This is a genomic window from Cognataquiflexum aquatile (genome assembly GCF_003316845.1).
Lineage (GTDB): Bacteria > Bacteroidota > Bacteroidia > Cytophagales > Cyclobacteriaceae > Cognataquiflexum > Cognataquiflexum aquatile.
In genome coordinates this window covers 161,436-180,675 of sequence record NZ_QMIK01000009.1, presented here as the reverse complement: position 1 = coordinate 180,675, position 19,240 = coordinate 161,436, and the positions used below count along the sequence as shown (strand labels likewise).

Here is a 19,240-nt window from a genome sequence, read left to right as displayed (position 1 = left end):
CTATTCAGATTCGAAGAGGAAAAAATAAAGGTGTGATCCCTACACCGCAGTATCAGCATTGCTGTACTTAATTTGCAAATCAGGCTACACCTTTATTCTGTTTTTTGGTTCAGTTTAAAGATATGAGATTGTATCTACACCTTTTTATTTAGTAGAATTTGTAATTCCAATTCCACACTGGTTCAACCCTTTTAGGGTTGTTGCCTCCCATCCTTATATCATTTACCCCCGGTTTTACCGGGGGTAAATGAAAAGTTTGATCCCTTCAGGATCATTTTTTCTATTCTCTGATATTTAAGAATTCAAAGGCAGAAACTGAACCACTTTGCTCCTTCTTGAGATCCTAAAACTGACCCCGAACGGGGTCAAACCTCTCAATACCTGTCTGCCGAGGCAGAGCCACGGGCAGCTGCCCGTGGATCAAAGCATCCAAGAATATCCTCATGACCCCGAAGGGTGTCGAACTATTTTTGTCCAGTGGGGTACTTCCGAAGTGGGAGGGGGTACTTCCGAAGTACCCCCCTCCCACTTCAAAATAGACTGCAGTACTCTTTTTATAGAGTGAAGTCATCTTTTTGTAGAGAGGAGTCATCTTTTTATAGACTTCAGTACTCTTTTTATAGACCGCAGTATACTTTTTGGTGACTTCAGTACTCTTTTAGTATACTTCAGTTGTCTTTTTATAGACTGCAGTCGTCTTTTTGTAGAGAGGAGTCATCTTTTTATAGACTGCTGTATACTTTTTGTAGACTGCAGAAGAAAATGAATTGGGTAAAGGGATCAAAAAGCAAACCCAAGCAGTCGAAAAACAAAAAATCCGGGTATCGCTACCCGGACCATTCAAATAAAGGGTTTATGCCATTTGGGTTACTCAGCGACTTTGTCTCTTTTGCCATTGTTTGCAAACCTTTTGCTGAGGTCATCTGCAATTGTCTTGGCATTGGGTACATTCATTTTAACAGCCATTTTAACCGATTTGTAATATTTGAGAGATGCATCATAGACCTCCGATCCCGACAGCATGACGGTATCACTGAGATTGCTGTCAAGTTGCTGCACGATTCTGAAGATTGGCAGCAGTCCTGTCACAACATCCCAATCTTTCTTCATTTCGGCAATCTGAATGTAAGCAGGTAGAAATTGAGGGTCAGTTACCGCATAATCCATGACCTTGGCTACAAAAGGCTCTGAGCCGTCTCCCATTTTGGGCAGCTTCTTCCTGTCCTCAGGAGTCAGGGCTATGAGATAAGGGGCAAGTGTGGTTTGGATAAGCGCAAGGGCATCTCTCACCACTGTCAGATCCGCTTCCGGGATCTGGATCGAAATTGAATTGTCTAGACTCATTTGAAATTGTTTGGGGGTTAAACATTTATTTGAAACTAAACTAAGCATATTCAAACAAACCATTGTTATTTTTAGTCCATTGTGTACCAACTTAAACGTTTCATTTTTTTTGAAACGGCTACAGGGTATTTAAAGGGGTTTTTGAGTGATTGATACTTAGACTTCATTCCTTGACGAGATAGGAATTCAACTCTTTTATAGGAAACACGCCCCACCAAGGTGTATTTTAGCGCCTGATGCTGCGACTGGGTGGAATTACAAATTCCACCCTTTTATCCTTCCATCTACGATAGCCATCGGGATGCAATTAGAAGATATATCAAATCACAAATAGTCTACCTCAATTAAACCTTTCATACCAGAATAATTTCGTGCACTTGAATATAAATAGTCCTCAGGCTTTTCCACAATGCATAACCTTACTGGGTTTTCAAGGATATAGTTCATCCAGACAAGAAAAGGAGAGTTGAAATCGGTCTATTCACTGAATATGGACCATAGAAATATGATGATTGCCTGAAAACAATACAACTAATTTTATTAATTTTAGAGGGACTGTAAATGAAATGACCTAAAAAACAAAAGGGACTTTTTTCACAGTCCTCGGTTACTAGCAACGTCCAAAACCGGAATTTTCTCGAAAACAATAGCAAAAAGTGAAGTATGAAATATTCACTGAACAAAAATTGATACTATTTACAAGTGATTAGAAACCAATAATTCAAATTCTATGAACAATCTCAGTGTAAAAGTCCATTTGCATAAGCTGATGTTTCTGACTTTAGCAAGCATTGTCAGCATGACCATTCCTTCGAATTGTCAGACTTTACAAGACATAGGAAGCAGTATTCAATCGGCCCCGCCTGTAACCATTTACACTGCCAAGGAAATTATCACGATGAATCCTGCCAAGCCAAAAGCAGAAGCTGTTGCCGTGGTCAATGGTAGAATTCTTGCTGTTGGTACACATGAAGAATTGGGAAAATTGATAGGAGATCAACCAACAAGGCTTGACAAAACTTTCAACGATAAAGTAATCATACCGGGATTTATTGCACAGCACGATCACCCTGTACTAGCTGCACTGACAATGGCCTCTGAGGTGTTATCTATTGAAGATTGGTCTTTGCCGGGAGTTACAAAAACCGCAGTCAAAGATAAAAACGATTTCATGAAACGGCTGGCGGAAGCCGAGAAACTAATGGAAGATCCCGATGAACCATTGGTCACATGGGGGTATCATCCAAGCTTTTATGGGCCACTTACCAAAGCCGATCTGGATAAGATCAGCTTAACCAGGCCTGTTCTTGCTTGGCTGAGAAGTTGCCATGAGATTGTGTTGAATACAAAGGCACTTAACAATTGTGCAATAGATGAGAGTTTAATAAAAACTTGGGAAGAAACGCCTAAAAAACAATCAAATCTTGCTGAAGGGCGTTTCTGGGAGCAAGGTATGTTCGCTGTGGCCCCTAAAATTGCCAACATATTGGCAACACCTGAAAAACTTGAAACCGGTCTGAAAATCATGAGAGATTATATGCATTCGAAAGGTATAACGTTTGGCAATGAACCGGGTGGAATACTTGTGAAACAACTACAGGACGCAGTTAACACCGTGATGTCGGGTAATGATATGCCTTTCAGTTGGAGTTTTATTGCAGATGGTAAAACGCTTTGCGACAAGTATAAGGATGACGCGCAGGTATTGGAAGAAGCAGGTAAATTAGAAACCTGGTACTATGGCAAAACTTCGCTTGCTAAAAATCAGATAAAACTTTTTTCTGATGGCGCAATTTATTCTCAACTCATGCAAGTTAGAGACCCATATCTCGACCATCACCATGGAGAATGGATGACCGATAAGGATGTTTTTGAAAGAGCATTTCGGATTTTCTGGGATGCAGGTTATCAAATCCATATTCATGTAAACGGTGATGCGGGATTAGACCGGGTGCTCAACACTCTGGAAATAAATTTACGGAGAAATCCCCGTTTCGATCACCGGACTGTTATTGTTCATTTTGCAGTAAGCCAAAAAGACCAGGTTGATCGATTGGCCAAGCTAGGTTGTATTGTTAGTGGCAACCCCTATTATACCGCTGCTTTGGCTGATAATTACAGCAAGAATGGGTTAGGTCCTGAACGAGCAGACAACATGGTGCGCATGGGAGATGTAGAAAGAGCCGGAGTCTCCTTTTCATATCATAGTGATATGCCTATGGCACCGGCAGATCCTCTTTACCTGATGTGGTGTGGTGTCAACCGTCTTACGGCGAGTGGAAGGGTGGCTGCACCTGACCAAATAGTATCTCGTGAAGGAGCATTAAAGGCCGTTACAATTGAGGCTGCCTATTCATTAAAAATGGAAGATCAGATAGGATCCATTGAACCGGGAAAACTGGCAAACTTTACCATACTGTCCGAAAATCCTGTTACTTGTGAACCCTTAAAAATAAAAGACATAAAAGTTTGGGGCACTGTTGTAGAGGGTAAAAAACAGCCCGTAGGTAATAAATATTTAAAAAGTGAATTGGGGTATAGTGCCACCTACGGATCAGATTCGTTTTCTTTTGCTGCTTTTAATCATATTCAGCGAATTGTTACTGGGCATGACCATGACCACTGAAAATTTATGAAAGCCAAATGCAGGTAACAATGTGAATAAATCCCCTTTCTAGATGTAGTATACCGTCTGATGGTTGGACCGGGTAAATTAAGTCCAGCAGTCGTAAGCATTTACACTTTTTTTCTTAGGAACTTGAAGATTCCATTTCACTCAAATTCAACCCCTCCAGGGTTGTTGCCATCTATCATCTTTTATCTTTCCCCCGGTTTTACCGGGGGCTCCGCCACAGCGGACAAGTATTGAGAAGTTTGATCCCTTCAGGATCATTTTTTCTATTCTCTGATATTTAAGAATTCAAAGGCAGAAACTGGACTACTTTGCTTCTTCTTGAGATCCTAAAACTGACCCCGAACGGGGTCAAACCTCTCAATAGCCACGGGCTGCTGCCCGTGGATCAAAGCATCCAAGAATATCCTAATGACCCCGAAGGGTGTCGAACTATTTTTGTCCAGTGGGGTACTTCTGAAGTGGAGGGGGCTACTTCCGAAGTACCCCCTCCCACTTTATATACTCACTCACTCACCTTTTTACCTACCCAGTTCACCTTTTTGGAGAACTCACTGACCTTTTTGGTGAACTCACTCACCTTTTTGCTGAACTCGGTTACCTTTTTGGTGAACTGGTTCGCCTTGGAGATGAACACTCTCGCCTTTTTGGTGAACTCTCTCACCTCGGAGGTGAACTCGGTTACCTTTTTGGTGAACTGGTTCGCCTTGGAGATGAACTCTCTCGCCTTTTTGGTGAACTCTCTCGCCTTTTTGGTGAACTCTCTCGCCTCGGAGGTGAACTCACTCGCCTATTTGCCGAACTCGGTTACCTTTTTGGTGAACTGAGTAGGTTCAGAAGTGGGTAGTAGAAATCAAAGAAACTAGCAATCGCATATTCCGCAAAGTCTAGATTGAGGTTGACGGATGATTAGGGACTATAGGGTACTCCAGATTGGATTTTTTTCCTTCAAAACCCCTGAATCCAAGCCTTTTAAATCCTAAAAGCACTCATTTCTAAAAAATGCGGCCAATCCAATCCTCCTCTCTTGCAGAACTGAAAAAAATTTTTGAAATTCCTGCTAGAACCATAAAACACTCTCTATGAAAAAAACATTTTTATTCCCGACTTTGGCCATTCTTGGTCTTTTGTTTATCCAAGGTACTACCAAATCAGTATCCGAAACCGAAGCCGAACTCCATGCATTGGCACCTGACATGCCCGCCAATGTGAAAGCAGTAGTAGAACAGAAGTGCTACGGCTGCCACAATGCAGCCTCCAAAAACGAAAAAGGAAAAGCCAAGCTGGATTGGGATGCTTTTGAGGCGACCAAGAAGTCCAAGCAAATGGCCACCATGGCAAAGATCAACGAGACATTGACAAAAGGGGAAATGCCTCCTGCGAAGTTCCTCGAAAACAAGCCTGAGGGCAAGTTGTCTGAGTCCGACCTTGCGACTTTGATGGAATGGAGTGCAGGCAAAAAGAAATCCAAATAATGAAACTTTGGCAATATATCTTGGGCGGCGTGGCCGTGGTATTTGTGGGGATACAGTTTGTACCCAATGAACTGCCTGCTGTCGAAACAGACAATCCCGGCGACATCGTACTCAACGGCTTGGCAAGCGAAGAAATTTCAACCATGCTGAAAACTTCCTGTTACTCCTGCCACAGCAATGAGACGGTCTATCCATGGTATTCTTATGTGGCGCCCTCCTCTTGGTTGGTGGCCAAGGATGTGCGGGAAGCTCGGGAGGAAGTCAACTTCTCTACCTGGCAGGAATATGAAATGATGGATAAGCTTGGCATCCTGGATGACATCGCCATTGAGGTAAAAGAAGGCCGCATGCCGATGGAAATCTACACGTTGATGCATCCTTCGGGCAAGCTTGACGATGCGCAGCGTGCCAAGATCGTGACTTGGGCAGAGGAGACGATGGATATCGTGGCTGAGGAGGAGGATGAAGAGGAATAGGAATTACAATCTTCTGATTAAAACAATAAAACCACCTGATCGGTGGTTTTTTTTATTCAGTTTTAAACTAGCTTGAAATAAAAACATCGGCTTACAAACCTATTTTTATCCTGGTTTTGGATATGGATAAAATCATAAATGATCCCACCTAAATTAGGTTTAAAGAATTTCTTTAGGTTTAGAAAAAAATAAAAGTCCCTATTACAGCTACTTTTTTTCTTGACAAAAAAAGTAGCCCAAAAAGTCAAGACGGCAGAATCCTATCCGCACACAAGGCCTGTGCCGGCCCGGTCCGCCGTCATTCCTCCCCACTTCGAAAAAATTAGATTTTGTAGTAAGTAGAAAATTTTTAAGATAGGTTTGATCAAAACTTTTGTTCAAGTAAAAACTTAAATTCAGCTTGAACAACATAAAAAAACCACCGATCTCTCGGTGGATTTTTTTATGCTATCATAAGCTTGAGTTCGCCTTTGCGTTTGATGATTTTGAGTTCAAAGTACTCATTGATAAAAAACTTGCAGTGGTTTTCTGACCATTCTGCCCTCGATTCTGTATCAAAAAGTAGGGTCATACGAAGCATTGTTTTTACATATTGCTCGTTATATCCGAGTTCGTGAACCCAATCCAAGAGCTGTCTTGACCAATCTTCCTGAAACTTTTCTAAATGTGTCCTTCCGTCAAAAAGCAGTTCCAATTGGTTGTCCCTGTTCTTGAACCGGTAAATCCCGCAAAGTTGCCTATAAATCATCCTGAGCCTGTCCTTGGGATATTCGTAGGTATCGAGGATTTTGGCAAAGGTTTCATCCATCAGCATCAATGGATTGTAAAGTTGGGTGTAGGATTTTTTGAGTTCAAAAACCATCACTTCAAGCATCTGCTCTTCCAAAATGGATTGGGCCTGTCTTAAAATGTAATTTTTGTCAAGGGGAAATAACTTTTGAATCATTTGGCTATCAAATCTTTCGCAAATTAGGCTTTTGCTTTCAGAAATTAAAGATTTTGTTCTGAAAAAACGGTTTCCACAGCACTTTGTACCAAATCAGACTCAAATCCCCTCCCGATCAGGTACTGTTGGATTTTATACTTTTTCTTAAACTGATCGGGATCTTTGACAAACCCTGATTTTTTTTCTACCAAGCCGAGAAGCATTTGCCAATACTCTTCCGGATCGATTTCCTTCAAGCCGGATTTGATGCAGTTGGGGCTGACTTTACGGAGTTTGAGTTCTTGGGTGATCTTGTTTCTCCCCCACTTTTTCAGGTTAAACTTTCCCCTGACAAAAGCCTGTGCAAAGCGCTCTTCATTCAAAAACCCCTCTTCGATCAGGTGTGAGATCAATTCCTCTGCCTGATCTCCAATGAGTCCTTTTTCGGCCAGTTTGGTCCTTACCTCCTCCTGACAGCGCTCTTGGTAAGCGCAATAAGCCGCGATTTTCACCTTGGCTTCGGCCAATGACCAATACTTTCTGGGCTGATCGGGATTATATTCTTTTCGTGGGTAGGACATTTTATGTAATTTTAGCCCAAAGTAACTTTTGAAGTTATTTTTTTCAAATCTAACCATCAAACCGAAGAAACCATGCGCAAAAAAATTGTAGCCGGAAACTGGAAAATGAACCTCAACCTGGAAGAAGGCCAAAAACTGACTTCTGAAATCGTCAATATGCTGAAGGATGAAAACATCAAAGATGTCATCGCAGTCCTCAACCCTCCTTTTGTACACCTTTATCCCGTCAAAAAACTGATCGGAGATACACCAAACCTTTTTCTTGGTTCTCAGAATTGCTCCGACAAAGCTTCGGGTGCTTTTACAGGGGAAACTTCCGCCGGCATGTTGGCTTCCTTCGGCGCTACCTATGTCATCATCGGACACAGCGAGAGAAGGGAATACTTCAAAGAATCAAACCAATTGCTTACCGAAAAAACCAAACAGGCACTTGCCAATGGACTGACTCCGATCTTCTGCTGCGGCGAACCATTGGAAATCCGTGAAGCCGGTACCCATGAAGCTTATGTGAAACAGCAACTGACAGAAAGTTTGTTTGGGTTTTCTCCTGAAGAAATGTCTAAAATCGTCATAGCTTACGAACCCATCTGGGCCATCGGAACAGGTAGGACAGCTTCTTCTGATCAGGCACAGGAAATGCACGCGGCTTTGAGAAGCCATTTGGCAAGCAAATTCGGTAAAGAGTTGGCGGACAATACCTCTATCCTATATGGCGGTTCTGCAAATCCGGGAAATGCCAAAGACCTTTTCTCCAAACCTGATGTGGATGGAGGATTGATCGGTGGGGCATCGCTGAAGTCAAGGGATTTTGTGGAGATTGTGAAGTCGTTTTAAGGTAGGAAGTTGGGAAGTTGGAAGTGAGAAGTGGGAGGTACGAGGTGAGAAGTACGAGGTGGTATTGACCAATCCTTATTTGAATTCCTCGGGAATTATCCACAAAAGGCAGTGGAGACACTGCCAAGGGCGAGGGAATGACATTAATGTTAAATATTCCGGCCTCGGCAAGCTCGGCCACCTCGGTTGGTTAGGATAAGGGGAGAGGAGGGAAAAGCGGCTTCGCCGCTTTTCCCTCCTCTCCCTTGAAAATCCCAATAACCGATCCCTGAGCTTGCCGAAGGGGTAAATTACTATTAGTCAATGGTAACGCATTGAAGAGTCTCAAAAATTAAAGAGATTCTTCACCCCGGTAAGCTGCGATTCAGAATGAAGCCACCCCAACCTTCAATCCTTTCCGGATTCTTTTCTACCAAATGAAATTAATTTGACAAATCAGCATGACAATCAAAGCGGCAGTGTCTCCACTGCCACTTATGCATAATGCAAAAAACAATACAAATGGACTATTTAGAATTTAAGATTTCCTGCACGGAACCATTCAGAGAGATCCTTATCGCAGAGCTTTCTGAAGTCGGCTTTGACTCGTTTTTGGAGACGGATGAAGGGATCGACGCCTACATTCAGGAGGATTTGATAGACAGGGAAGCCTATCAGGAAATCATCGACAGGTATAAAGAGGCCGGTAAGATTGAAGTTAAGGAAGGCAAGATGCCCAAAGTCAATTGGAATGAAGAGTGGGAAAAGCACTATGACCCGATCTTTGTCGGTGATCAGGTGTATGTGAGGGCTTCCTTTCACGAACCCAGACCTGAGTTCAAATATGAAATCCACATCAATCCCAAAATGTCTTTTGGCACGGGACACCACGCCACCACTTTTCTGATGCTGTCCCATCAGCTTACCCTAGATCATTCCGGCAAAAGGGTATTGGATATCGGAGCAGGTACGGGCATCTTGGCGATCATGGCGCATAAGCTTGAGGCAGCGGAGATTGAAGCATTTGACATTGACGAATGGTGCGTGGAAAACGGCAATGAAAATTTTGACCTGAACGGAATGTCCAAAGTCAGGATGGGAAAAGGAACAGTCCGCGAAGTAAATCCTCAGGGTGAATTCGACATTGTACTTGCCAATATCAATAAAAATGTCCTCTTGGACGAAATGGAAGTTTATTCCGGTCTTGTGAAAAAAGGAGGAAAACTTCTGCTGAGCGGATTCTATGAGCATGACATTGCAGACATCCAAAGCAGGGCTTCTTCCTTTGGTCTTTCACTTTTGGCACAAAAAACCAAAGACAATTGGGCAGCTTTAATTCTTGAGAAAATATGACCGAGTTGCTCATTTATGCCATACTATTTCTAGCCTTGATCGGCCATATTCTTTTTGCTTCCAAAATGTACAGAGTTGTCCAAGCAGATAATTCTTTGGGAATGAAAGAGAAAAACGATTGGAAACTGAAAGCTTTGGTTTTCCCAGCATATTACTTTGGAAGATACAAAGACCGCAACAACAGTGTGAAATAAACCCCCTCCAAAATCTTGATCTAAGAAATAAACCCTCTAAGACCTTGATCATAGAGGGTTTTTACTTTGAAGAAAATTACATTTTATGTAGGTACGCATTGTGGCCACAGATTACTAGGATTGAAAATCCATTGTAGTTGCTATGGACTGTCGACTGTGGACTCTGCTTTTCAGCTTTCAGTCACTTCTTCATTAGGGGTAAATGGATTGGTCTGACGGATCATTCCCGAAGGCAACTCCCCTTCAGTGGAAGCCACAGCGACACAGACCACCGCATCTCCAGTGATATTGACCACAGTCCTGAACATATCCAAAATTCTATCCGGAGCGATGATCAGGGCAATTCCCGCACCCGGTACACCGATTGCTTCCAATACAATGATCAACATGATCAATCCCGCGCCAGGCACACCTGCAGAACCAATTGCTGCCAAAGTTGCGGTCAACACTATGGTCAACTGTTGGGAAATCGAAAGGTCCATCCCCAGCGCTTGTGCAATAAATACGGCTGCTACGGCTTGGTAAAGACTTGTTCCATTCATATTGACGGTTGCACCTAATGGAAGGACAAAACTGCTTATTTGTTCAGAAACACCCATTTCCTCTTCTACAATTTTCATGGTTACCGGCAAAGTAGCATTGCTTGAAGAGGTTGAAAATCCCAACAACATGGCAGGTCTGAAAGCTTTTAGAAAAGTGATGAAAGGAATCTTGGTAAATGATTTCAAAATCATTGAATACACCCCAAAAATCACCAGGAATAATCCTCCTAATACCACCAAGGTATATTTTAATAGAGCAAGAAGTAACTCCACTGCCGAATCCGGGTCATCCCCTGCTATTTCAATAATCAGGGAAGCCATCAATGCGAAAACACCATAAGGAGCAATCAACATTATATACTCCACGATTTTGATGATCACATCATTGAAGGCATCAAAAAAACTGGTGAAATTATTGGCTTTTTCTTTTGGAATCTGAAGCAATGCTATCCCAACGATAATAGCAAAAAAGACCACCTGAAGCATACTCCCATTGTTGGTTGCGGCAAGGAAAATATTATCCGGTACAATATCAATAAGTGGCTGGAGTGGCCCTTGGCTGTTGACTTTTTCAGCTTGTTCGGCACGAGAACCAGCAGCGCCATCATAAAGGGACATCAAGCTGTCTCTTGTAGATTGGGGAAGACTTTCGCCAGGTTTAAAGATATTGACCAACAACAATCCTATAGAAACAGCAATGATGGTGGTAACCAAATATGCGGAAAGGGTTTTTCCCCCTATTCTTGATAATTTGGAAACATCTCCAAGATTTGAAACACCAATCACCAATGAAGCAAATACCAAAGGCATTGCGATCATTTTTAGGGAATTGATAAATACAGTTCCTATAGGTTTGACAAAATTGAGAATGATATAGGGATCAAAACCGAATTTGACAATCACCAATCCGACAACAAGTCCAAGAACCAATCCTATGATAATCTGGGTGTGCAAGGGTATTTTTTTCAACATACTAAGTTGGGTTTATATTATAATTTGTTTGTTCGGCTGATCAAAAGATAATCAGCCAATACCAAGGCGGCCATCGCCTCGACTATGGGAACTGCCCTAGGAACTACGCAAGGGTCATGTCTGCCTTTGCCCGACACTGTCACGGAATCTCCTGACTCATTGACCGATTCTTGGTCCTGCATGATGGTTGCAACGGGTTTGAAAGCCACATTGAAATATATATCTTCTCCATTAGAAATACCGCCTTGGATGCCACCGGAATTATTGGTTCTAGTCCTGACCCGGTCACCGTCCTGATAATAAGCATCATTATGGTCCGATCCCCGCATCTTCACGCCTTCAAATCCGCTTCCATATTCAAATCCCTTCACGGCATTGATGCTCAGCATGGCTTTGCCCAACTCTGCATGTAGCCTGTCAAAAACAGGTTCACCCAATCCTGGAGGAACGCCTTGGGCCACACAAGAGACTATCCCGCCTACAGTATCCCTGCTCTTTCTGACCTCATCGATGTATTCGATCATCTTTTCAGCCATAACAGGATCCGGACAGCGGACGATATTTTCCTCGGTTTGGGCAAGATCAAGTTCTTGGTAAGTCTTTCCAACATTCATATCCCCAACTTGACTAACGTAGGCTTGAACTGAAATCCCATAGTGTTTCAAAAGCATTTTGGCAATCGCACCACCGGCTACCCGCGCTGCCGTTTCCCTGGCGCTGCTTCGGCCTCCACCGCGGTAATCACGGATGCTGTACTTTTCAAAGTAGGTATAGTCCGCATGGGAAGGTCTGAATTTATCAGCTATATGGCTATAATCTTTACTCTTTTGGTCGGTATTCATGATGACCAAACCGATCGGCGTACCTGTGGCCTTTCCTTCAAACACCCCTGAGAGAATCTGAAATTCGTCTTCTTCTTTCCTTTGGGTGGTGATTTTGGATTGGCCGGGCTTCCTTCGCTGCATTTCATTTCGGATAAATTCCTCATCGATCAGCAAGCCTGCCGGGCAGCCTTCTATCACCACTCCCAAACCCAATCCGTGAGATTCGCCGAATGTACTTATTCTAAATATCCTCCCAAATGAATTACCCATGTGCTTTTCTAGTAATCAAGACGGTAAGCAGAATGACTGAACCGACCAATAATAAATTGATAAAAACTGAAAAATAGTACTTATATCTCTGGTTTGAAAGCTCATTGTTTTCAACATCAATCAGGTCATAAATCCCTCCCAAGCGCTGGTTGGAAATTGCCTGGTTGACTTTGGACTCCCCTGTCACATTGAGGATGGCCTTGGGTCTCAAGGTATCGTATTTTTCCAAAGCAGGATTGAAATAAATCCATTCAAAATAATCCCCGAGAATGATTCTCCCCGGTTCATTGATGGTGAGGTAATAGCTGAATTCTTTGAGGCCTGTGATCTTTCCATTGCCTCTGTTGATCTGCTGACGGACATTGGGGTCGAAAGTATTTAGCAGATGAATCTGATTTGTCTTTGGAGTGGCTATTGCATTGATGTTTCCCTCACCGCTTATCCCAAAATTATACGTAATCCCTTCTCCTGTCAAGGCATCGAAATCTGTGATGTTTTCCCTCAATTGGAAACTACCCACACTGACTTCATTCCGGAGAGGATGTGGAGGCAAAGGTTTGATCTTGATTTTTTTAGAAGAAGAGGTAAATGTTTTGAAATCCTCCAGCCTGTTACTGCCAAAGAAAGTCGGGTTTTTGGCCACTTTGTATTTGACCATTTCCCATGAAATAGGCGGAATCGTGATTTCTCCTTCTGAGAATGGGAAAAAAGTCGCTTCATATACTTTGTACTTGATCCAGCTTTTGTCATTGAAAGTTACCCTTTCAGGCTGGATGTTGGTGATATTGAAATTCTCCTCCCAAGCATTTGCAGGTTTCATCTTTTTGAGGATGGCGTCCAACTGCTTGCCTGGTTCATAAAATTGAAATGAAGCCTGATTGGTTTCTGATATGTAAAATGCCAAGCTGACATTGAATCCTTCCCCTACAAAAATCTCCTCTTTGTCTACCGAAGAAGCAAAAAAGGCATCATCCTCGACTTCAATGAATTCGGGTTCTTCCCTTGTCCCCCCGAATACATCGCTGAAAGGATCCGATTGGTTTGGCTGTCGCTGTGCTGCCCGTGCGTCGACAACGGTGACGGATTTTCCGGGAGAGGCGTAGTCGTTTCCATTTATTTTGATGCTAAACTTTCCAATGGTAACAACACCTTTTTTGGTCGGTTTATAATATTGGATAATGCTGCTGGTACTACTGACCTGCCCGTTGATGACATTCATGGAAGAAGATTGGGAAAGGCCCTGTTTTTGAAATCCGGCTATTTCCGGGAACTCATCATAGGATTTGATCTTGTCATTTGCAATGGTCACTTTGATGCTGAAGGTCTCGTTGAGTGCTATTTCATCCGGCCCCAATTCGATGGCCACTTCCTGGGCGAAAGCGCCCAAAGAAATAAAAAGAAACAAACATACAAGAATAGCGCTGACTGTCGTTTTACTCATGTTGATATGACTACTAATGGTTTGCAAATTAGCTTTATATTTTAAACGCAACAAACCTAATTACATGTCGTATTAACAAACAATCTGTTTAATCATTACTTATAAATTCTTTGAAATATGCTGGAATACGTGAAAATCATCTTGATGAAAGTCAGTTTTGACAGAAGATTGTTTGAGAAGGAGTTGCGCAAGGCCCTAAACCTGCTGATGCCGACCGAGATACAGGAATTTAAGGATTGGTGTTACAGGAAGTTTTCAGGAAAATACGAACCTGTCCTTGATAAATATTTCATTAGCCTTGCAGGTTAAAGCAAAAAGCCCCGAGTTTGGGGCTTTTTTTTTCATTCTATCATTTTCAAAAGTTCCTGAAGTTCCAAATCCGAAATATTCTCCTTCTCAGATTTATCATACACTGTAAGTAAATAAACATCTTCCTTAACAAAAATTACATGCAGAATGACTCTTGCACCACCTGATTTGCCCTTCCCTTTAGATTTTATGGCGAGTCGGATTTTGAAACAATCATTTCCTAAAGGAGTCCCCTGTATCGGGTCATTTTCCAGGGATTCAATCAAATCAAAAAGTTCTTCTTTGAAAGAAGGGAATTTTCGGGAAAGCCGTTTGGCCTGCCTGTCAAAGTGGGGGATAGTTTTTACGCTATAACTCATTTAACAAGTCTTTTGCATTACGGGCTTTTAATTTTCCTTTTTTGATCAGATTCATTTCTTCCACTGCTATTTGGATACCCTGCAAAATCTCGTCTTTTGATTGATCACCAAGCACTTCTTCTTCCAATCCTTTAAATTTTGATTTTAGCAATTCCCATTCCTGAATGGGGATAAATACGCCTGTGGTTTTGCCTCTGTTGTCTGAAATATATTGCAGGTTCATAATCAAGCTGGTTTTGGTAGGAGAAAGTACAAAGATATTCAAAAACTTAAAAAGGGAGAAATCATAACAATACCGGATGCCTTGCAAAAGGCTTCTTCCTATCAAACAAATACCTGTACGTGACCAAGGTCCGAAAGTGTTTTCCCCCGAGATTTTTTGAAATATTCAGCATTTTGGGATTGAAGTCTCCCTGCCAATACAGCTCCAGTTTTTTATAGGAAGTGGTGGATTTGATGACTTTTTCGGCCTCCACGATCATGTAATAATCAAGACCCGTGCCTTGGAACTCCGGCACCACACCGAACACCAAACCCACGAAATTCTCATTTTTCCCAAAGGTTTTGATGAGAAAAAATTTCAGTTTTGAAAACCAATCAAACTTTCCGTCAAGATGTTTGATGATCTGATTGATGTCCGGAAGGTTGATCCACATCACCACAGGTTCATCTTTGTGATAGACAAACCAGATCAGTTTTCCATCCAAGACAGGTTTGATGGTTTTGAACAATTTTAATGCCTGTTCCGGTGAGATATCCTTGTTACCCTGATGCTTTGCCCAAGCCTTGTTGTACACGGTACTCAGGTCTTTGGCATATTTTTCCAAATTGTCTTTTTTGAGGTACTCCGCCCTGAAGTCCGGGTTTCCATAAAACTTTTCATGCGCCTCATAAAACTTCGGATCCAACTGATGCGCTTCTTGCGCCACTGAAAGACTCCAGCAAATCTGATTGTAAAAATTCTGGAAACCGTACGCTTCAAATAACTTTTGGTAATAAGGCGGATTGTAATTCATGTTGTAGATCGGCGGATGAAATCCATCCACCAACAATCCCCACCACTTGTCCCTGTCACCAAGGTTGATCGGCCCGTCCATTGCCTGCATTCCTCTTGACTTCAACCAGTTTTTGGCAGTATCAAAAAGAAAGTCTGCAGCCTTTTGGTCATCTATGCAATCAAAAAATCCGAATCCACCAACAGGGACATCATCCCCTTTGTTGGTGTATCTTTTATTGACAAAAGCGGCAATCCTGCCTATAAGCTTACCCTGATCGTCTTTCAGCACCCATCGTATGGCTTCGGATTTTGCCAAAAGTTTGTTCCTCTTTGGATCAAAAACTGACATCACATCGACATCCAATGGTCTGATCCAATTGGGATAAGGTATGTTGATCAGGACATGAGCTTCCAAAAAATCCCTTTCCAGTATTCCGGAATTGACTTCAAAAATCTTCATAGCATCATTTTGATTACTCAAAATTAACCTATTTGATTTCTTAAAAACTGATTTTTGACATTGTTTTCAAGAAAGTAACTCTTTGATCATTTCTGAAAATCAATATTCCTTAAAAAGCCATTAAATTTTGTCCTCTTGACCGCCGACTTCGAAAAAACCTTGCTGAAGGTTTCTTCTGTGATTTCTATTATCCCATAGGGAATTGATGTTTCTTAGATTCCCAAACTATCTTTATTTATTTCTTTTTTGATTATAAAAAATTAGTTTTATTTACCGGGATTTTATTTCATTTCTGGTTCATTCAATGAAAATAAAGGCCTTTAATCCCATCACCCCATGGCAATAGTAACCGGACGTTATTTCTTTTTTTTAGTAACGATTATGTTCTTTTCATTGAACGCTGAAGCACAAATAATAAAAAGAAGTGATTACATCATACTTTATGACAGTATACATATAGATGGGTACATTCCACGGATCCCATCTGGTGAAAACAATTCGATACTATTTCAAAAAGTCAAAAATGGAACAGATGAAATCTATACAGTTCAGGATGTTTCAGAATTTCAATTCAAAGACAGGAAGTTTTTTAGGAAGAACATTGGTAATCCACGTGAGATGTGGGTTTTTTTAGAACTCATACCCACAGAAAACCAGGACTTAGAATTGTATAGACTTAACGGTAAAAATGAGTTTTTCTATCTGGAAAATAGAAGCACAGGAAAACTCTATGCAGTAAATGGTCAGGCCACTGAGGCCTTTTCTTCCATAAACAAAGAAGCTACCAATCCTCTGGCAAGTCTGGAGAAGCAGTCAGTCGGATCGATCACATCTTTACTAAATGCCTCTGGTCAGGTCACAGACTCAGTCACTGTTTCAAAACCGATTTATATAGAGCCTTTTATCGGAATGGGAATGGGGTCTGCAGGGTTCGTTATTGAACCTATCAAAACATCGACAAGCATGACGGGTCTTGTTATGACAGGAGGTATATCGGCGGAAACCTTTGTAAACAAAAGGCGCAATATGTCTTTTTCGCTTTCTCCGCAGCTGTTTGGTTTTAGTGCTTCCGAGTTTCAGAAAATAGATTTGCAAAATGGGCAGAAGTACGAAACGGACCTCAGCATTTCCTTGATTGCTTTGCAGTTACCGGTGGCAATAAAATATTATTTTGATATCAGACCCCAAAAATTCCGGATTTACATAGAAATGGGGTATTCCTTTTCCCATACTTTAAATCAAAAGTCATATCAATTTGGAGCTTGGAAAAAGGACAATGAAATCACTTTTCATTCCAATCAACTTGTTCTGGCAGACAATTATCAAGGAATTCATTTTGGTATGGGAGCGAATCTCATTCAGACCGGCGGAAAGATTTGGACAATTGGTTTAAAGAGCAGTATCCAAAGTGGAAATATAAGTAATGCAAGTTTGAACATGTACTTTATTACCCTAGGCCTCAAATTTTGATCTTTATGAAATATACCATCAGGCTTATTGTTGTTCTACTCGTATCCCTTCTCCAAGGATGCACCATTGATAGTAATATTTCCGAAAGGGATTATCCTGTAATCAAAAGTCTTGGAATCAAAGACCTGGATGAAACAGGAGTGGACATTGATTTTATGATCATTCAAAAACCATCCGTAACAATTGATACTTATGGCATTCAATACCGGAAAATAGGAAAGGGTTCCCCTAACATACCGGAGTATTTTTTTTATGAGGAAGTAGCAGGAAAACCTCTAAGAAATCCAATTACCATCAGGCTTCAATATGACCTGGAACCAGGTGTCGACTATTTTGCACGACCCTTTGTCCGGTCAGGATCCCAGATGATTTTTGGTGAATCATTTAATTTTTCCAGTCTTGGAGTCAAAGGCCCGGAAATAACCTCCGTCTCTGAATCCCAGCTCTCCCAATACCACACATTGACCATTGCCGGAAATTATTTCAGTAGAAAACCAGAGAACAATATTCTCGATTTTGGAGGTATTGAGGAGTATTTTAATATCAAAATCATGGAAGCGACACCCACAAAACTTGTGGTAGAACTGTTGAAAAATTTCAACACCATTCCGGATTTGGACAGAAAGTTTAATCTAAAAATAACGGTAAACGGGAAATCCGGAGTTCTTAATGACGCTTTTGAAGTCATTATCCCGAAAATTCTGAAGGTGGAGCCCTCAGAACTTTTTGTAAATGATACAATCAAAATGGATTTAAATTTCTCAAATGAATCAGGTTTACAGTTCACAATGATCGATCAGGCCGGAACATCCTATCTATTGCCTACAACTCCCTCGGAAGGGTTTATTGCTAAAGGAGCAGTTCCAAACCTTCCACCTGGCAAATACAAAGTTAAGGTAGGCACTTCTGGTTTTGATGAATACACCTTCCCGCAAGAGATCACCATAAAAAATTCATGGGCATTCGGGTTTGAAAATATCCCATTGGTTGATCCGAATAAGTATTCCTTTATATCCGCCGGCAATCAGATAGTAACATACAATTACACCCCGTTTTTTGATCTTTATTCTTTTGACCTTAACAATCCTAATCCATTAAAATTTGGGGATTTCCCTGAAAATGGTAGAGAAAGGGAAAGGTATGCATTACATTATTCCAAAATTGATGGCAAAATTTATTTTGGTCTTGGTGCCAGACTTCCAACCTTGGATCAACCGCGTGTTTTATATACTGATTTTTATAGGTATGACATTCTTTCCAAGAAACAGGAAAAATTAACAGACCTACCTGAAGGCCTGACGGCAGTCCAATGGACTTTTGATTATCTGGGAAAAGTGGCCATAGCTTTTCTGTTCAGACCAAATTTCCATTTCTTCAATACTGCTCAAAATACATGGGAAGACACAGGGGTGGAAGTGCCGTTTGATCTCCAGGATGCAGTCGCTGTAACTTCAAAAGGAGGAAAGATCTATTTCCTTAGAGTAACTTCAAATTTCCAAACTTTGTATTTACTTTCCCTTCAAATAGGACAATCGCCTGTTTTGATATCTCAGATTCCTATTTCAGGATTGAATACAAGTTGGGAGATAACAGAATTTGAAAACAGCATTTACTTTGGAAGTGGTACCAGTAATATATTTGAATATAACATAGCTGAGGATAACGTCTTGAGACTTCAGAGTATATATTCATCACCCAATCAAAAAGCAAAGTTTTACCAGATCGGATCGCATCTTTATTATGGCTTGCCCAGTTATGCTGGAATCGGAGAAAATCGATTATTCAAATTATTACGTTAAATTC

Annotated in this window: 20 protein-coding genes; 10 read left to right on the top strand and 10 right to left on the bottom strand. The window is 41.4% G+C overall.

Annotation, left to right across the window (positions count from 1 at the left end; translation table 11 throughout):
• Positions 1-343 precede the first annotated feature (343 nt).
• Both DQW11_RS22330 and DQW11_RS21280 read right to left on the bottom strand, forming a co-directional pair.
• The gene (locus DQW11_RS22330; RefSeq protein WP_157966171.1) at positions 344-592 is read right to left on the bottom strand and encodes a hypothetical protein; all 249 of its coding nucleotides are present in this window, start codon (positions 590-592) and stop codon (positions 344-346) included.
• A 275-nt stretch (positions 593-867) separates the two neighbouring features.
• A complete protein-coding gene (locus tag DQW11_RS21280; RefSeq protein WP_113926143.1) occupies positions 868-1,344 on the bottom strand; it encodes a hypothetical protein in 477 nt (158 codons plus the stop codon).
• A 730-nt stretch (positions 1,345-2,074) separates the two neighbouring features.
• On the opposite strand from DQW11_RS21280, the gene DQW11_RS21275 reads away from it, so the two are divergent.
• The 4 genes from DQW11_RS21275 (at position 2,075) to DQW11_RS21260 (ending at position 5,927) form a co-directional block, all read left to right on the top strand.
• Positions 2,075-3,970 carry an amidohydrolase gene (locus tag DQW11_RS21275; RefSeq protein WP_113926142.1) on the top strand — a complete coding sequence of 632 codons (1,896 nt, stop codon included), beginning with the start codon at positions 2,075-2,077 and terminating at the stop codon, positions 3,968-3,970.
• 317 nt (positions 3,971-4,287) lie between these two features.
• Positions 4,288-4,803 carry a hypothetical protein gene (locus tag DQW11_RS21270; RefSeq protein WP_113926141.1) on the top strand — a complete coding sequence of 172 codons (516 nt, stop codon included), beginning with the start codon at positions 4,288-4,290 and terminating at the stop codon, positions 4,801-4,803.
• A 255-nt stretch (positions 4,804-5,058) separates the two neighbouring features.
• Complete coding sequence (locus DQW11_RS21265) at positions 5,059-5,451, top strand: heme-binding domain-containing protein (protein WP_113926140.1); 393 nt, start codon at positions 5,059-5,061, stop codon at positions 5,449-5,451.
• Positions 5,451-5,927 (top strand): heme-binding domain-containing protein, encoded by a 477-nt coding sequence (locus DQW11_RS21260; RefSeq protein ID WP_113926139.1) that lies wholly within the window; start codon positions 5,451-5,453, stop codon positions 5,925-5,927. The genes DQW11_RS21265 and DQW11_RS21260 overlap by 1 nt, the downstream gene beginning before the upstream one ends.
• Positions 5,928-6,369: 442 nt before the next feature.
• On the opposite strand, the gene DQW11_RS21250 is transcribed toward DQW11_RS21260, so the two are convergent.
• Complete coding sequence (locus DQW11_RS21250) at positions 6,370-6,873, bottom strand: hypothetical protein (RefSeq protein ID WP_113926137.1); 504 nt, start codon at positions 6,871-6,873, stop codon at positions 6,370-6,372.
• 44 nt (positions 6,874-6,917) lie between these two features.
• A complete protein-coding gene (locus tag DQW11_RS21245; protein WP_113926158.1) occupies positions 6,918-7,433 on the bottom strand; it encodes a regulatory protein RecX in 516 nt (171 codons plus the stop codon).
• A 72-nt stretch (positions 7,434-7,505) separates the two neighbouring features.
• Here DQW11_RS21245 and tpiA point away from each other — a divergent pair, with 72 nt between their 5' ends.
• The 3 genes from tpiA to DQW11_RS21230 all read left to right on the top strand — a co-directional run bounded on the left by tpiA (position 7,506) and on the right by DQW11_RS21230 (position 9,793).
• Positions 7,506-8,267, top strand: a complete 762-nt coding sequence (gene tpiA, locus DQW11_RS21240) for a triose-phosphate isomerase (protein ID WP_113926136.1) — start codon at positions 7,506-7,508, stop codon at positions 8,265-8,267.
• 501 nt (positions 8,268-8,768) lie between these two features.
• Positions 8,769-9,599: a 50S ribosomal protein L11 methyltransferase gene (gene prmA, locus DQW11_RS21235; protein ID WP_113926135.1), complete on the top strand. Its 831-nt coding sequence runs from the start codon at positions 8,769-8,771 to the stop codon at positions 9,597-9,599.
• Positions 9,596-9,793, top strand: coding sequence for a hypothetical protein (locus tag DQW11_RS21230; RefSeq protein WP_113926134.1), 198 nt, complete (start codon positions 9,596-9,598; stop codon positions 9,791-9,793). The genes prmA and DQW11_RS21230 overlap by 4 nt, the downstream gene beginning before the upstream one ends.
• Before the next feature lie 170 nt (positions 9,794-9,963).
• Here DQW11_RS21230 and DQW11_RS21225 read toward each other — a convergent pair whose 3' ends face one another.
• From DQW11_RS21225 to DQW11_RS21215, 3 genes are read right to left on the bottom strand one after another with little or no spacing between them, the layout of a single operon-like run.
• A complete protein-coding gene (locus DQW11_RS21225; protein WP_113926133.1) occupies positions 9,964-11,307 on the bottom strand; it encodes a dicarboxylate/amino acid:cation symporter in 1,344 nt (447 codons plus the stop codon).
• Positions 11,308-11,324: 17 nt separating this feature from the next.
• Positions 11,325-12,401 (bottom strand): chorismate synthase, encoded by a 1,077-nt coding sequence (aroC, locus tag DQW11_RS21220; RefSeq protein ID WP_113926132.1) that lies wholly within the window; start codon positions 12,399-12,401, stop codon positions 11,325-11,327.
• Positions 12,394-13,842: a BatD family protein gene (locus tag DQW11_RS21215; protein ID WP_113926131.1), complete on the bottom strand. Its 1,449-nt coding sequence runs from the start codon at positions 13,840-13,842 to the stop codon at positions 12,394-12,396. The genes aroC and DQW11_RS21215 overlap by 8 nt, the downstream gene beginning before the upstream one ends.
• A gap of 117 nt (positions 13,843-13,959) precedes the next feature.
• On the opposite strand from DQW11_RS21215, the gene DQW11_RS21210 reads away from it, so the two are divergent.
• A complete protein-coding gene (locus DQW11_RS21210; RefSeq protein ID WP_113926130.1) occupies positions 13,960-14,151 on the top strand; it encodes a hypothetical protein in 192 nt (63 codons plus the stop codon).
• Between the two features lie 32 nt (positions 14,152-14,183).
• On the opposite strand, the gene DQW11_RS21205 is transcribed toward DQW11_RS21210, so the two are convergent.
• From DQW11_RS21205 to DQW11_RS21195, 3 genes are all read right to left on the bottom strand, one after another.
• Positions 14,184-14,510: a type II toxin-antitoxin system RelE/ParE family toxin gene (locus DQW11_RS21205; RefSeq protein WP_113926129.1), complete on the bottom strand. Its 327-nt coding sequence runs from the start codon at positions 14,508-14,510 to the stop codon at positions 14,184-14,186.
• Positions 14,500-14,733, bottom strand: coding sequence for a hypothetical protein (locus tag DQW11_RS21200; RefSeq protein ID WP_113926157.1), 234 nt, complete (start codon positions 14,731-14,733; stop codon positions 14,500-14,502). The genes DQW11_RS21205 and DQW11_RS21200 overlap by 11 nt, the downstream gene beginning before the upstream one ends.
• 61 nt (positions 14,734-14,794) lie before the next feature.
• Positions 14,795-15,967, bottom strand: a complete 1,173-nt coding sequence (locus tag DQW11_RS21195) for a hypothetical protein (RefSeq protein WP_113926128.1) — start codon at positions 15,965-15,967, stop codon at positions 14,795-14,797.
• A 336-nt stretch (positions 15,968-16,303) separates the two neighbouring features.
• Here DQW11_RS21195 and DQW11_RS21185 point away from each other — a divergent pair, with 336 nt between their 5' ends.
• A complete protein-coding gene (locus DQW11_RS21185) occupies positions 16,304-17,437 on the top strand; it encodes a hypothetical protein (RefSeq protein ID WP_157966170.1) in 1,134 nt (377 codons plus the stop codon).
• Positions 17,438-17,442: 5 nt separating this feature from the next.
• Positions 17,443-19,236, top strand: coding sequence for an IPT/TIG domain-containing protein (locus DQW11_RS21180; protein ID WP_113926126.1), 1,794 nt, complete (start codon positions 17,443-17,445; stop codon positions 19,234-19,236).
• Positions 19,237-19,240 lie beyond the last annotated feature (4 nt).

Bases quoted from the DNA above. Each gene is read 5' to 3' on its own strand.
- DQW11_RS22330 (WP_157966171.1), bottom strand. From the start codon at position 592: ATGACTCCTCTCTACAAAAAGATGACTTCACTCTATAAAAAGAGTACT.
- DQW11_RS21280 (WP_113926143.1), bottom strand. From the start codon at position 1,344: ATGAGTCTAGACAATTCAATTTCGATCCAGATCCCGGAAGCGGATCTG.
- DQW11_RS21275 (WP_113926142.1), top strand. From the start codon at position 2,075: ATGAACAATCTCAGTGTAAAAGTCCATTTGCATAAGCTGATGTTTCTG.
- DQW11_RS21265 (WP_113926140.1), top strand. From the start codon at position 5,059: ATGAAAAAAACATTTTTATTCCCGACTTTGGCCATTCTTGGTCTTTTG.
- DQW11_RS21260 (WP_113926139.1), top strand. From the start codon at position 5,451: ATGAAACTTTGGCAATATATCTTGGGCGGCGTGGCCGTGGTATTTGTG.
- DQW11_RS21250 (WP_113926137.1), bottom strand. From the start codon at position 6,873: ATGATTCAAAAGTTATTTCCCCTTGACAAAAATTACATTTTAAGACAG.
- DQW11_RS21245 (WP_113926158.1), bottom strand. From the start codon at position 7,433: ATGTCCTACCCACGAAAAGAATATAATCCCGATCAGCCCAGAAAGTAT.
- tpiA (WP_113926136.1), top strand. From the start codon at position 7,506: ATGCGCAAAAAAATTGTAGCCGGAAACTGGAAAATGAACCTCAACCTG.
- prmA (WP_113926135.1), top strand. From the start codon at position 8,769: ATGGACTATTTAGAATTTAAGATTTCCTGCACGGAACCATTCAGAGAG.
- DQW11_RS21230 (WP_113926134.1), top strand. From the start codon at position 9,596: ATGACCGAGTTGCTCATTTATGCCATACTATTTCTAGCCTTGATCGGC.
- DQW11_RS21225 (WP_113926133.1), bottom strand. From the start codon at position 11,307: ATGTTGAAAAAAATACCCTTGCACACCCAGATTATCATAGGATTGGTT.
- aroC (WP_113926132.1), bottom strand. From the start codon at position 12,401: ATGGGTAATTCATTTGGGAGGATATTTAGAATAAGTACATTCGGCGAA.
- DQW11_RS21215 (WP_113926131.1), bottom strand. From the start codon at position 13,842: ATGAGTAAAACGACAGTCAGCGCTATTCTTGTATGTTTGTTTCTTTTT.
- DQW11_RS21210 (WP_113926130.1), top strand. From the start codon at position 13,960: ATGCTGGAATACGTGAAAATCATCTTGATGAAAGTCAGTTTTGACAGA.
- DQW11_RS21205 (WP_113926129.1), bottom strand. From the start codon at position 14,510: ATGAGTTATAGCGTAAAAACTATCCCCCACTTTGACAGGCAGGCCAAA.
- DQW11_RS21200 (WP_113926157.1), bottom strand. From the start codon at position 14,733: ATGAACCTGCAATATATTTCAGACAACAGAGGCAAAACCACAGGCGTA.
- DQW11_RS21195 (WP_113926128.1), bottom strand. From the start codon at position 15,967: ATGAAGATTTTTGAAGTCAATTCCGGAATACTGGAAAGGGATTTTTTG.
- DQW11_RS21185 (WP_157966170.1), top strand. From the start codon at position 16,304: ATGGCAATAGTAACCGGACGTTATTTCTTTTTTTTAGTAACGATTATG.
- DQW11_RS21180 (WP_113926126.1), top strand. From the start codon at position 17,443: ATGAAATATACCATCAGGCTTATTGTTGTTCTACTCGTATCCCTTCTC.